This window comes from Vibrio sp. Vb1166, assembly GCF_033338695.1.
Classification (GTDB): Bacteria; Pseudomonadota; Gammaproteobacteria; order Enterobacterales; family Vibrionaceae; genus Vibrio; species Vibrio alginolyticus.
In genome coordinates, this window is record NZ_JAWOTE010000002.1 from 34,975 (window position 1) to 47,773 (window position 12,799).

Genomic DNA, 12,799 nt, shown 5'->3' on the forward strand with positions numbered 1-12,799 from the left:
AGCGAAAAGAATAGAAAGTAAAAGCCCAAGGTTCGTATGTTCCTTGGGCTTTTTGTAGGCTATCTATGTGTTATGCCAAGCTAGGGATGAGCCTAGGCTTGTACAAACAGTCCTCACCCTCTGGTCTAGTTTTAAACCGACGATGAAGCCACATATACTGGCTCGGACTTGCCATGATTGATGTTTCAACTATTTGATTCACGAATGCGGCGGCGCGTTGATGATCCTCTTTCGGGAAACCTTCGACGGGCGCACTAATGGTTAGGGTATAGTGTCCGTCTTTTCCTCTTACCATCGTAAAAGGCACAATGGCGCAATCTGTAGAATCAACCAACAAACTTGTACCTGTCGTAGTACAAGCATTTTTAACGGCAAATAACGGTGCAAATGTCGAGCGTCGGTTACCATAATCGTGGTCCGGTGCATACCAAACCCGCTCACCCGTTTTAAGTGATTCAAGCATGGCTTTGACGTTTTTACGATCAATCAGTGTACGATTAGAGCGAGAGCGTCCCTTATACTGAAAATAATCAAAGCACGGATTATTGTTTGGGCGATAAACACCGGTTCCAGACTTTTTAATGCCAAAAGCTCGAGCACCTAACTCTAGATTCATTGAGTGTACGGCCAACATTAATGCACCTTTGCCTGACTTCTCTAAAGCCTCTAGATGCTCCATGCCTTTTATCGTGACGTGTTTGTTTACCCGTTTATCTGACCAAAACCATGCCATTGCGGTCTCAAAAAGTGCGATGCCAGTATTGTCGATGTTGTCTTTTAGAATTGCTTCGCGTTGGCATTTTTCCATATGAGGGAAGCAAAGCTCAAGATTGCGTCTGATCGTAACTTGACGTTTTCTCATGAATCGCATAGCTAAACGACCAATGTTGCGTCCCAAAGCTAGTTGAACTTTAAAAGGAAGGAGGCTAAGTAAGTACATCACGCTAATGATAATTAACGTTCCCCAGTAACGAGGCAAAAGAAATTCGGCCTTGAAAGCAGGCTTTTTGTATTTGTTCATGTAAGTATTGTCAGATGTGCCCATCTATAAGTGATAAAAACAATGATAATGGACTGCACTTTTATCATTGATAACGCTAATAACATAAATTAAAGCGCGCGGATTCTATGGTTCTTCGACACACTACACAATAAGAACTTTGCAGAAATATGTAGGGAATGAAAAAGCAGTAAAGATGAGTCGCCACGTTAACATCTATCGGAGTGATTTATCTACTGCCCTTTCCTAAAGTTTGAAGAAACATAACTTTGTATTTTCAATGCGCTAAATAATGTCTATTTTTCAATCACATAATGCGACCGTTATGAATACAACAATAAGACGTCATATCAATACTCGCCATTAGCGATTGAATTTGTACTAAAAAGCCGCAGCAATTTCTCGCTGCGGCTTCTTATTCACTTAACAAGTAGAGTGGCGTTATTCGTGCCCTACTGTTTTGGATAATAAATTTACGATCAACACACCTGCGATGATAAACCCAATACCAACTAGGGCTGGTAAGTCTAGACGCTGTCCGTAAACAAAGTAACCAACCGTCGCAACCAAAACGATCCCAGCACCACTCCATATGGCATAAACAACCCCGACAGGCATTGTTTGCACTGTGACGGAAAGCAAGAAGAAAGCGATGCCGTAACCAATCAAAACGACTGTGCTCGGCATTACTTTCGTAAATTGCTCTGTTTTGGGAATATAAGAAGTGGCAATCACTTCACATACAATCGCTATCGACAGCGCCAACATTGGTGGCATAGAGACAAGCATTTTGAACATAAGGCATTAACGCTCAACAGAAATGTAACCGACAACATGTCCGGATAATTAGGCCGCGCATTATACCCAACTCATCTCACGATGGAATACCACTAACGATGTTTACACACCATCACTTTCGCTTACTTTTTGATGACCAGGTGAAAGGCTGACGTTTTGGTGCTGACGAGAAATTTCAAAGTAGATATGCATATCAATCGGCTCAGGTGTATTGAGTAGCATCTTACCTACTTCACGTTGGAAATGACCATAATTACCTAGCTCATCCGTTAGTTCTAGGAGCTCGTAAGAGGCTTCATCGGCAAACATTCCATACGCATACTGATAATGACTGATATCCTTGCTCTTATCATAACCCAGCTTTTGAAGAGCTTGATCAATCTCTTCCGGCGTATAAATGCCTTTATCACCAAACGAATGCAGTAGCACGCAAGGAACTTCTTGAGCGATGCTCTGAATCTTTGTCTTTCTCTTGAAAATACCGAACATAATGTCCTCCACTGACGATGTTTCCAAACATGCACATTAATGCAAAATGGTGAGCTGATTGTTTTTAGTATGGCTCATTAATTTGAGACTTCCTTACTACGAAGTCACCTTCACATATTAACGTGATCGCATAATTACCAGCAAATAGTACACACTGCGTTTCAAACCTATCTCATCAGAAACTCTGCTTTAGTCACAATTGTGTGACAACCCCGAGTACGGTTTACCATAATGTAAAGAGTAGATTGAAAAGTCGGATTTCGTATCGACATCTAAACTTAATTAAGTTAGCTTTAGAAGTATAGACGTCTAGATTGACTATGCTTAGGGAGAGAAAGTCGTGCCAATTAGAATTCCAGATCAATTACCAGCTACCGATGTATTAAGGACAGAAAACATCTTCGTGATGAGTGAAACGCGTGCAGCGAGTCAGGAAATACGTCCTTTAAGAGTGCTGATCCTTAATCTGATGCCAAAAAAAATAGAGACTGAAACTCAGTTTCTGCGTCTACTCTCAAACAGCCCACTACAGGTTAACGTCGAATTACTGCGCATTGATAACCGCCCGAGTAAAAATACGCCAACTGAACATTTAGACACGTTTTATCGCCAATTTGAAATGGTGCGAGATAAAAACTTCGATGGCATGATCATTACTGGGGCTCCATTAGGTTTGGTGCAATTTGAAGATGTCATTTATTGGGATCATCTCAAAACCATCATGGAGTGGGCAAAAGATCATGTGACATCCACTCTTTATGTTTGCTGGGCTGCGCAAGCAGGGTTAAAGCTACTCTACGATCTACCTAAAAAAACGCGTAAAGAAAAACTTTCAGGCGTGTATCATCATCAAATCCATCATCAGTTTCACCCTATCTTACGCGGATTTGATGACACGTTTTTGGCTCCTCACTCGCGTTACGCAGATTTTTCGCCTCACTTTCTAGAAGAGCATACTGACTTAGACATTTTAGCGACATCGGATGTCGCAGGTGTGTACTTGGCCACCACAAAAGACAAACGCAATGTCTTTGTCACAGGACACCCTGAGTATGATTCTCACACCTTACATAATGAATATATCCGAGATTTAAGCGAAGGTATGGAGCCCGCTATTCCTGTCAACTATTACCCAAACAACAACCCAGATAACCCACCAATTGCAAGCTGGAGAAGCCATGGACACCTCCTCTTTTTAAACTGGCTGAACTACTGTGTTTATCAGCAAACACCGTACGATCTCGATCACTTCAGTGAAGATGCTTTCACTAAAGACGATTAGCTTCAAAATAAGCAAACAAAGCACTCATCATTACCGAAATGTAATATGTGAACCAAGCCGCCATATGGCGGCTTTTTCATAACAGTTTGCAAACCTGATCGCATAGTGTTTTTTCCTCAATAGGTTTTTGCTAAGTAATTCATATCATGCAGAAAGATTCAGGGATGTAGGGATAAAGAATGAAAACAGCAAAGCTCGGTGCACTAATATTATTGTCTCAGTTTGCACTCGTGGGTTGCGTGACGGTGAAAGAAGATGGAAGCCCTGTCGTTAAAGCCGATCCTGTGGCAATGGCAGAATCACGTATCGCACTTGGCTTAGGTTATTTAGACGGCGGTAACATGATTCGCGCGCATGATAACTTACAACAAGCCTTAAACCACGCACCTCAATACTATCGCGCGCAATTATCTATGGCTCACTACTACGAAACGGTTGGTGAAGATATTAAAGCCGAACAGATGTATAAACGCTCTCTACGCCAACACACTAAAAACGGAAATGTGCTCAATAACTACGGTACTTTTCTTTGCAAGCGAGGTGACTTCGAAAAAGCCGATCAGATGTTTAATCGAGCCATTGAGCAGCCTTATTACTACCTTATTCCAGCAAGCTATGAGAATGCAGCTTTTTGTGCGCTAAAATCACAAGATAAAGACAAAGCGAGATACTACTTTACTAGAGCTATCGATCATGACCCTCATAGACCAAAATCGATTTTGCAACTCGCTAAAATAGAAATTGATAGCGGTGATTATACTGAAGCTAGAATTCGATTAATGAGATTCAATCAAATGTATGGCGTGAAGAAGCCCTCTTTGCAACTCATGATTCAACTTGAACGTGCGGCAGGCAATGAAGCTCTCGAGAAAAAGTATCAAAAACAATTGGAAAAATTTTCTTAGTACAAAATAGCGATACATAAGGCGCATTAGCTCACAGCCAATACAGCGCTTGACCAAGAATCCAGTGAATTCAGACTCACGGTGATACATTCATCCTGTACATAAACGTCAAATTCGGTACTATTTGAACGGAATAAGTGACCAAGTCACATTATAAAAAGTGCGCACACAACGAAATTTGTACATCATACTGTTTTTAAGATTGATTTCGGCACATTGATAAATACTAAATATTACTGACATGACCAGAAGGAAGTTGAAGCCGGATGAAACCTGCCTGCACTCTGTTATTACTCACTTTGCTGAGTTCACCTTTTGTTGTCAGTGCACAAGAAAATATTGAGAAAACATTCACGTTTGGCATTGTGTCCAATAAAGCCCAAAGCAAAATCAAAAAAGCGACGCCCCTTACTCAGTATGTAACTGAAAATATGTCTGAATATGGTTACGCAAAAGGGGCAGTAAAGGTATTTAAAAATTATCGTCAGCTCGCGGTTGCGCTTGAAAATGGCACCGTTCAAATTGCAACGGCGACCCCCTTTAATGCGATGACCTTAGAAAAGGAGTCTAATAGCCAAGTTCTTGCTATACGATGGAAAAAAGGCCTGCAAAAATATCATACGGTGTTCTTTACTAATAAAGAGAGTGGCATTGAGTCACTTTCTGACCTGCGCGGAAAAACGCTTGTTTTCGAAAAGCGCACGTCTACCAGCAGCTATTACCTACCTGCGATTACATTGCTGAACCACGGAGAAAAACTGCAATACCTTCCCTCTCCTGATGACAAACCGGCCAAAGACAGCATTGGTTATTTATTCCTTGATGAGCAACTCGCTCAGTCAAATGAAATCAACCTATCTGTATGGGTATATAAACAGAGAGTTGCAGCAGGAGCATTCAGTAACTTCAACTGGAACAATCCCAAAGATTTGCCAGAGAACATGAAAGACAAACTAGCGATTTTTTCTCGTTCTGTTGAAATACCCAGGGATTTGATTCTCGCTTCTCCAAGCATGAGCCTAGAGCAACAGCGTAAAATCACGTCCATACTGCTTGATATGGATACAACTCACGAAGGCTCTCTCGCACTTAAAAAGTTTCAGAACACCAAAAAATTCAGCGCGCTTACTCCAGAAATGCGAGCCTCCTTAAGTACAGTGCGCAAGTCAGTTCACTTATTACCGAAGGTGGATTGATGTTTCAAAAGCTCTCACTCGAAACCAAATACATTTGCTCGACAATGTTCGTTGTCTTGTTTGTTGTGGTGATAAATCTTGCGTTATACATGCACGGTTACGATGCGTATTCAAATAGCTTAACTCAACAAATCACGAACAACTCTCAAGAAAAAACAGAATCTTACGTTAAGCAAAAAGGGTTGGTTTATGCAGAGCTATTATCAAAACAGCTTTTTGATCCACTCTATACAGACAATATCAGTCAAGCGTATGAGCAAATTAAGGCAACATTGAGCCAGCCAGATGTCTCGAAAATACATGTTGTTGACAATGAAGGGCTAATCTTTCACGACGGCACTACTCAGCTAAGGATGTTTGCCCAACCTCATGACCGCTCTCCTTTTATTTTGAAAGCAATAGAAGAATCCAGAACTCTCGTTTCCTTTTCCAAGCATCAGTTGGAGATCGCAGCGCCGATTCAGCAATCAAACATTACTCTTGGGGCGGTATATCTTGAGCTTAACTTGATACATCTACTGGAAGAGAAAGAACAGAACATTGAACAAGTCCAAGCGATTACCTCAAACGATAAACAGAAGATGTTTAACTTGCTGCTAACGATCAGTGGGATATCCGTTCTATTCGGTAGCATCATCGCTTATGCTTTGGGGCGGTCGTTAACTAAGCCACTCAAGCAACTAAAAGATCAATTTTCAGAGTCAAATACCCAAGCGCTGCCAGTCACCGACATACAAAGCAAAGATGAAGTGGGAGAACTTATTTCGGCGTACAACAAAATGTCAAACAAAGTGAACCGATACACCAGCCGAGTTGAGTTCATGGCGTACCACGATATTCTGACTTCCCTGCCAAACCGAGAAAAGTTACTCATTGATATTCAAACGCAAATAACTGACCACAAATCCCCCTCACTCGCGGTTGTGTTTATTGACTTGGATGACTTTAAGCACATTAACGATAACTATGGACATAACATTGGGGATAAATTGCTAGGCCATCTTGCCTCAGAGCTTCAAGGCCGTTTGCCGAGTTATTTTAAGCCGCTTTACCGCCTTTCTACCATCGTAAGTCGAGTAGGTGCGGATGAATTTGTACTGGCCTTTCCGTGCTCGGACAATCATGAAGCTAGAGAAAAAGCGAACGATATTCATCGCCAACTACTCTCTCCCTTTAGTTTGGAAGAGAACGATATTCAAATTACGGCAAGCCTCGGAATTGCTGTGTATCCAGAATTTGGTTCAAACGCTGAGTCTCTTTTACAGCTTTCCTCTCTTGCGGCGCAGGAATCTAAAAGACGCGGTAAAGACATTATGACGATATACGATTCCACGTTTGATGAAACGATTAAACAACGTTTATACATAGAACGAGAACTGCGTCGTTCAGTACGTGACTTGTCTCAATTCGAGCTGTGGTATCAACCACAATTTGATCTAAAAACCTATCGCCTAATTGGGGTCGAAGCATTGGTTAGGTGGAATCATCCCGAGAAAGGTTATATCAGTCCAGAATCGTTTATCCCGATCGCAGAACAAAGTGATTTAATATTGGAGCTTGGAGAACATATCATTAAGACGGCAGTTGCTCAGCGGGCAATGTGGGCAGAACATTTCGGTACTGATTTTCACATTGCACTAAACTTGTCCCCAAGACAAATCTATCGCCAAGATTTAAGTCAATTATTTTCTAAGTATTTACGACGACATGATGTCGCCCCTCAAACCATTCATGTTGAAGTGACAGAGTCACTTTTTATTGATGATACAGAGAAAGCTCAATATGTGCTTAAAAAACTACAAAGTATCGGAGTGGAAGTTTGGCTAGATGACTTTGGTACGGGGTATTCAGCCCTTGCCTACCTACAACATATGGCTTTTGACGGGCTCAAGATTGATCGTTCATTTATCGCTCAAATCCGAAAAAGCGATCAAGACGATTCATTAGTTCGCGCGATTGTATCCATGGCTCACAACCTAAGAATGAAAGTAGTAGCCGAAGGCGTAGAAACTCAAACTCAACTCACACGAATGGAGTCTCTCCACTGTGACGTCGTACAAGGTTTTTTCTTAGGTAGACCTGTACCTGCCGAGGAATTGATTGCATTTGAATACCAACGAGGGAGTGACGCTCAAATCGTCAATCACTTTGCTTAGAACGCCGTTTTGTTAACTATTGCCGCTTAGCGCGTTAGTACTCGTAATGCAATATCGGTCACACTTCCCCCACCTCATTAATATGAATTTTCTCTTAAAATCTAACATCTGAGATAAATAAACTACACTTTTCATATCAACTTCTTGGATATGGAAATGCGCGTGGTAGGAATCTTTTCTTGGAACAACCTGTCGGTAAAACAAAAGCTATTTGGGTTGGTTTTGCTGCCAATTTTATTGTTGCTTGTCCTCGCGGGTAAACATGTACAAAGCCTTTCTATCCAGGCTCAGGAACTACAAAAAGCACAGTTATTCTCTGTCTACATAGACCGCGTATCTTCGCTTTATCACCTACCGAATAACCCTGATGTAATAGATAAGCAACTAAAAACTCAGCAGATATCTCAATTGTTACGCGACACTGCAGCACCAGTATTCGGTGAAAACGCTGAGATACTAAACCAGTTGACAAGCTTTGAGGAAGCAACCCTCTCGATGCTCTCTTCGCAAAATCAAGAAGAAAAGTTAGATGCGGCAGAGTGGCGCGCTGATACGTTCAAAGAAATCCTCATGAGCTTAGACAAAGTCTATTTTAGAAATGTGAGTTATGAAACAAACACTCACCTTTCTTCTTTGATGCAACTTGAATGGTTGATGTTTTGGTCCACTGAAGAGCATAGATTAAGCGAATATTTGATTCGATCTTCAGAGGAAAATAACGAGTATGACCTCACAACACAGGCTTCTATCCAATCTTTAATCCAGAACCAACAACTATTTCTAGAGCGTTTTGTGACGCTAAATGCCAATCAACAACAAGTAGATCTGCTCATTGAGACGTTTACGGGTGAAGTCTTTATCAAAAGCCAAGAGTTTCGTGCTTATTTATTGCAACCAGCTCAACTCAAATCATTAACCCCGGATGAGATTGATGCGGGGTTATCTGCACTCAACAAACGCTTATCGTTATTACAAAGTGTTGACGACAAAATGGAACAGCAGCTGAGTGATGATATATCAAAGACAATCAACACGACGACACAGCACCGCTTTACCTTTATCGCAATGATGAGCCTTTTAACGCTGTTGGTCGTAAGTTTAACGCTAAGATTGGTGCGAAAAGTTACTGGAAACTTGAATCTAGTCCTCAAATTTCTCAGTAACGAAAGCAATGAACAAAGTAACACTGAAAATTCACCTCTTGCTCAACTAATAAAGGGTAAAGACGAGCTGAGTAAGTTTGCTCGAGAGGTAAAAAAGCTTAGTGATGAGCGGATGTTGTCCAGACTAAAGCTCACACAAGCTAAAGAAGATGCAGAACAAGCAAAAGATGATGCAATTAAGGCGAGTAAAGCCAAAAGTAGCTTTTTGGCCAACATGTCCCACGAGATCCGCACGCCGCTAAATGGCGTTATTGGCATCTCTGAAGTCTTATCCGATACTTCCCTGACTGCCACACAACGCGATTACGTCGACACGATTGAAACCTCCTCCCAACTGCTTTTGAGTTTAATTAATGACGTTCTAGACTTCTCAAAAATTGAATCTGGGATGTTGCTCATTAGCCCACATTCAACTTGTGTTCGAGAGTCTATCTATGACATTGCTTCTATCATTTCACCGAAAGCAAAGGAAAAAGGCATCGATGTGCAAGTCAACATTAGCCGTAACACGCCTTACCACGTAATGTTGGATGACCATCGTATACGCCAAGTTGTCATGAACTTCATGTCTAACGCGGTAAAATTTACCGAACAAGGCAGTGTAGAGCTATCGGTCATCACCCGCGAAATAAAAAATGGTGAAGCGGTCATCGAGTTTTCCGTTAAAGATTCTGGGATTGGTATTGATGCCCAGCAGCAAAAGAAAATATTTGCTCCATTTGCCCAAGAGGATAACTCTACTACCCGACAATTTGGGGGAACTGGACTTGGGCTTGCCATTAGCACGCAATTAGTTGAGCTAATGGGTGGAGAAATTCAACTTGAATCCGAGAAAGGTAAAGGCAGTCGCTTCTTCTTTGAACTAACTGCTCCTGTTGTGACGCAAGAGTTTAACGCTTATCACGCTCTGAATCACAACGACATATGGATTGTATGCAGCAGTACTCAACTAGAACAAAAACTGCGTAACGAGTTAAGTTTTTTCAACATCAATATAACGCAGTCAGTAGATACCTTAAGTGCGTTGCCAACGTGGATTGATAACGAGCGCGTTATCGTTATTCATGTAGAAGCATCACCAAATGCAGCGGCGATGCATATCGATGAGATAGAAAGCCTTTGTAAACGAAACATTCGTGTCTGCCTCATCAAGCACCTTCATAGCCCACAATTCGACTTTAGAAACAGTATCAGCGCCTTGGTCACTCAGCCACTACTAGGGCAGCGCTTAATTAAAGCACTTGAAAGTTGTGCGGCAAATTTCTCGCACGCACAACAAGAGAGCACTTCAGCGCAACATGTTAAATCTTTGCCGAAAATTTTGGTCGTTGATGACAATACGGTCAATCAAAAAATCGCGGGGCTACACGTCACAAAAGCTGGCTTCGACTTTGATGTCGCAGTAAACGGACAAGAAGCGGTTGAGAAATTTCAACAGAATCAATACAGCCTAATTTTAATGGACTGTATGATGCCCGTAATGGATGGATTTGAAGCCACCCAAATAATTCGTCAAATAGAAGTAAAAGAAAAACGCGCTTTCAGAATTCCGATTATTGCTCTAACGGCAAGTGTGGTCGATGACGATATACAAAAATGCTTTGACGTTGGAATGGATGACTATGTGCCCAAACCGTTTAAAGCAGGGTTGCTTAAAGAGAAGTTAGATAAGGCAATTGGGTTACGTGTTTCCAACACGACGCCTGCTGAACCACACCAAGAGAATACTACTCCCGATAAAACTCATAAACTACCTGCGAGTTCAGAGCAACCAGAAGCAACGGTAACGCCTATTCGCTCCGAACGTATCTTGCTTGTCGAAGATAATAGAGTGAACCAGAAAGTGGCTTCTCTATTGCTATCTAAAGCAGGCTATCAATTCGAAGTCGCAGAAAACGGACAAATTGCAGTCGAAATGTTCCAAAAAGATGGAAAGTTTGATGTTATTTTGATGGATTGCATGATGCCCATAATGGATGGGTTTGAAGCTTCTAGGCAAATTAGAGCTTATGAAGCGAGTAAAGGATTAGCTAAGACGCCCATTATCGCATTAACAGCAAGCGTCGTAGATGATGACATCCAGCGCTGCTTTGATTCAGGAATGGATGCCTACGTACCAAAGCCTGTGCGCAAAGAAAAACTGTTATATCAAATAGAACAAGCAATGTAGGTGGATTCTATGAGTAGAAATCATTCTCGCGTTGCTTTTCCTTTGCGTTACATAAAACGCTATCTGTTTATTCTGATTGCCCTTCTTTCATTAAATTGCCAAGCTCTCGCTGCAGAGAGCTACGCCGTTTTCTCATTTAATGACGAATTCTCTCCGCTCACTGTCAATAAAGCGCGAAAGTTGTACAGAGGGAAGACGCAACTTTTACAAGGCCAGCGAATTGAACTCTCTGACTGGCCTGCGACATCAACAGAAAGAGCTGAGTTCTATCGTTATCTTCTCAACAAAAATTTAGCGCAAATGAACGCGCATTGGGCAAGCTTGTCTTTTTCTGGTAAAGCTAGACCGCCAAAAGTGATTGCACGCTCCAGCATTGATGACCTCATAGCATGGATGCAAGAGAAGCCGAATAGAATTGGTTATGCCCCAACATCGAGCGTCCCTAGTAATGCTCATGTTTTATGTGTGGTTAGCTCGGAGAATTGATATGAAAAAATATTTAACCATGTTATCGCTGAGTATCGCGACCTTTCCGAGCTCAGCCACGATTGAACTAACAGAACAACTTTCTTTAAGTGGTTTTGGCTCTACTTCGTGGGCAAAATCCGATAACCCAACTACGGTACTAGTTAACCGCTTTATTGGCGATGAATCTTGTTTCGATTGCGATACCACTTTCGGCATGCAGCTCGATTATTTTCACAAGGCATTTCGGGCATCCGCACAAGTCGTAAAGCGCCCGCAAGACCATTGGAGCTCGCCTCAGCTCGAGTGGGCGTATTTGGCTTATACCTATCAAAACATAGAAATACGAGGAGGACGCTTAAGACTGCCACTGTTTTTGATGTCTGAGTACAACTATGTCGGCCACGCTTTTACCCAAGCCCGCCCACCGAATGAGGTATATGACAGCATTCTAGGTATCACGGCTTATAACGGCCTATCTGCACGCTGGATTCATGACCTCAATGAGCAAGTCGTACTTACCGCCATGCCGTTTGTCGGGTTTAAAGACAATAGTGACGTAACCATCAATGAACGTACTGAATTGGAAATTGAGTCAAACAATACTGTAGGGATGAACTTAACGCTAAGCGGAGAGAGCTATCGTTGGAATTTTTCCTACCTCCACGGCGATTATGATCAAACAACGACGCTCTCTAACATTGAGCAGTCCACTCCCGGTGGCGGAACCACAATCATTGACCGTCTAGTTGAAACAGAAAAAAACAACACGATCGATCTGTTTTCTCTAGGGTTAAGATACGAGCTCGATAACATTGTGATTATGGCAGAAGGACAGACCAGCAATCTTTCCTCATCTTGGTACGCGACAACAAGTTATAATTTAAACAAGCTGACTCCTTATATTGTTTACGGTCAGCAGTTTAATAGTCGGGATAAAAAAAGTGGAGACAGTTTCTTACTCGGGTTGAGATACGACCTAGATTACAACGTTTCCCTGAATGCAGAATGGCAAAGGTTCAACGCCTACAATAATAGCTCTGGCGCGTTTTCATCAGCCCCAAAGGATGACAGTGCGAGCCTTTATACGCTAATGCTCAACTTCGTTTTTTAATGTTTCTTACAGTACCAATTTCCACAACACTGGGGGCTGTTGTATTAAGAAGGCTTTTTGC

General features: G+C 41.9%; 10 protein-coding genes. 7 read left to right on the top strand and 3 right to left on the bottom strand.

Annotated features, from left to right (window positions below):
* Nucleotides 1-70: 70 nt before the first annotated feature.
* The 3 genes from R7E51_RS02575 to R7E51_RS02585 all read right to left on the bottom strand — a co-directional run bounded on the left by R7E51_RS02575 (nt 71) and on the right by R7E51_RS02585 (nt 2,287).
* A complete protein-coding gene (locus tag R7E51_RS02575; protein WP_053303308.1) occupies nt 71-1,021 on the bottom strand; it encodes an LpxL/LpxP family Kdo(2)-lipid IV(A) lauroyl/palmitoleoyl acyltransferase in 951 nt (316 codons plus the stop codon).
* 420 nt (nt 1,022-1,441) lie between these two features.
* On the bottom strand, nt 1,442-1,777 hold the full coding sequence (locus R7E51_RS02580; protein ID WP_069593657.1) for a DMT family transporter: 336 nt from the start codon (nt 1,775-1,777) through the stop codon (nt 1,442-1,444).
* Nucleotides 1,778-1,900: 123 nt separating this feature from the next.
* Nucleotides 1,901-2,287 (bottom strand): hypothetical protein, encoded by a 387-nt coding sequence (locus R7E51_RS02585; protein ID WP_017820929.1) that lies wholly within the window; start codon nt 2,285-2,287, stop codon nt 1,901-1,903.
* Nucleotides 2,288-2,627: 340 nt separating this feature from the next.
* Between R7E51_RS02585 and metA the strand changes: the two genes are divergently transcribed.
* From metA to R7E51_RS02620, 7 genes are all read left to right on the top strand, one after another.
* Nucleotides 2,628-3,569, top strand: a complete 942-nt coding sequence (gene metA, locus R7E51_RS02590; RefSeq protein WP_005377792.1) for a homoserine O-acetyltransferase MetA — start codon at nt 2,628-2,630, stop codon at nt 3,567-3,569.
* Nucleotides 3,570-3,748: 179 nt separating this feature from the next.
* Nucleotides 3,749-4,474 carry a type IV pilus biogenesis/stability protein PilW gene (pilW, locus tag R7E51_RS02595; RefSeq protein ID WP_017820928.1) on the top strand — a complete coding sequence of 242 codons (726 nt, stop codon included), beginning with the start codon at nt 3,749-3,751 and terminating at the stop codon, nt 4,472-4,474.
* 266 nt (nt 4,475-4,740) lie between these two features.
* Nucleotides 4,741-5,670, top strand: a complete 930-nt coding sequence (locus R7E51_RS02600; RefSeq protein ID WP_017633990.1) for a phosphate/phosphite/phosphonate ABC transporter substrate-binding protein — start codon at nt 4,741-4,743, stop codon at nt 5,668-5,670.
* On the top strand, nt 5,670-7,826 hold the full coding sequence (locus tag R7E51_RS02605) for a GGDEF domain-containing phosphodiesterase (protein WP_017820927.1): 2,157 nt from the start codon (nt 5,670-5,672) through the stop codon (nt 7,824-7,826). The genes R7E51_RS02600 and R7E51_RS02605 overlap by 1 nt, the downstream gene beginning before the upstream one ends.
* A 156-nt stretch (nt 7,827-7,982) precedes the next feature.
* Nucleotides 7,983-11,159, top strand: a complete 3,177-nt coding sequence (locus R7E51_RS02610) for a response regulator (protein ID WP_017820926.1) — start codon at nt 7,983-7,985, stop codon at nt 11,157-11,159.
* Nucleotides 11,160-11,168: 9 nt separating this feature from the next.
* A complete protein-coding gene (locus R7E51_RS02615; RefSeq protein WP_017633987.1) occupies nt 11,169-11,645 on the top strand; it encodes a hypothetical protein in 477 nt (158 codons plus the stop codon).
* A gap of 1 nt (nt 11,646) precedes the next feature.
* Complete coding sequence (locus tag R7E51_RS02620) at nt 11,647-12,738, top strand: sulfate ABC transporter permease (protein WP_206957279.1); 1,092 nt, start codon at nt 11,647-11,649, stop codon at nt 12,736-12,738.
* Nucleotides 12,739-12,799: the final 61 nt, after the last annotated feature.

Bases quoted from the DNA above. Each gene is read 5' to 3' on its own strand.
- R7E51_RS02615 (WP_017633987.1), top strand. From the start codon at position 11,169: ATGAGTAGAAATCATTCTCGCGTTGCTTTTCCTTTGCGTTACATAAAA.
- R7E51_RS02610 (WP_017820926.1), top strand. From the start codon at position 7,983: ATGCGCGTGGTAGGAATCTTTTCTTGGAACAACCTGTCGGTAAAACAA.
- R7E51_RS02605 (WP_017820927.1), top strand. From the start codon at position 5,670: ATGTTTCAAAAGCTCTCACTCGAAACCAAATACATTTGCTCGACAATG.
- R7E51_RS02575 (WP_053303308.1), bottom strand. From the start codon at position 1,021: ATGAACAAATACAAAAAGCCTGCTTTCAAGGCCGAATTTCTTTTGCCT.
- R7E51_RS02580 (WP_069593657.1), bottom strand. From the start codon at position 1,777: ATGCCACCAATGTTGGCGCTGTCGATAGCGATTGTATGTGAAGTGATT.
- R7E51_RS02585 (WP_017820929.1), bottom strand. From the start codon at position 2,287: ATGTTCGGTATTTTCAAGAGAAAGACAAAGATTCAGAGCATCGCTCAA.
- R7E51_RS02620 (WP_206957279.1), top strand. From the start codon at position 11,647: ATGAAAAAATATTTAACCATGTTATCGCTGAGTATCGCGACCTTTCCG.
- R7E51_RS02600 (WP_017633990.1), top strand. From the start codon at position 4,741: ATGAAACCTGCCTGCACTCTGTTATTACTCACTTTGCTGAGTTCACCT.
- pilW (WP_017820928.1), top strand. From the start codon at position 3,749: ATGAAAACAGCAAAGCTCGGTGCACTAATATTATTGTCTCAGTTTGCA.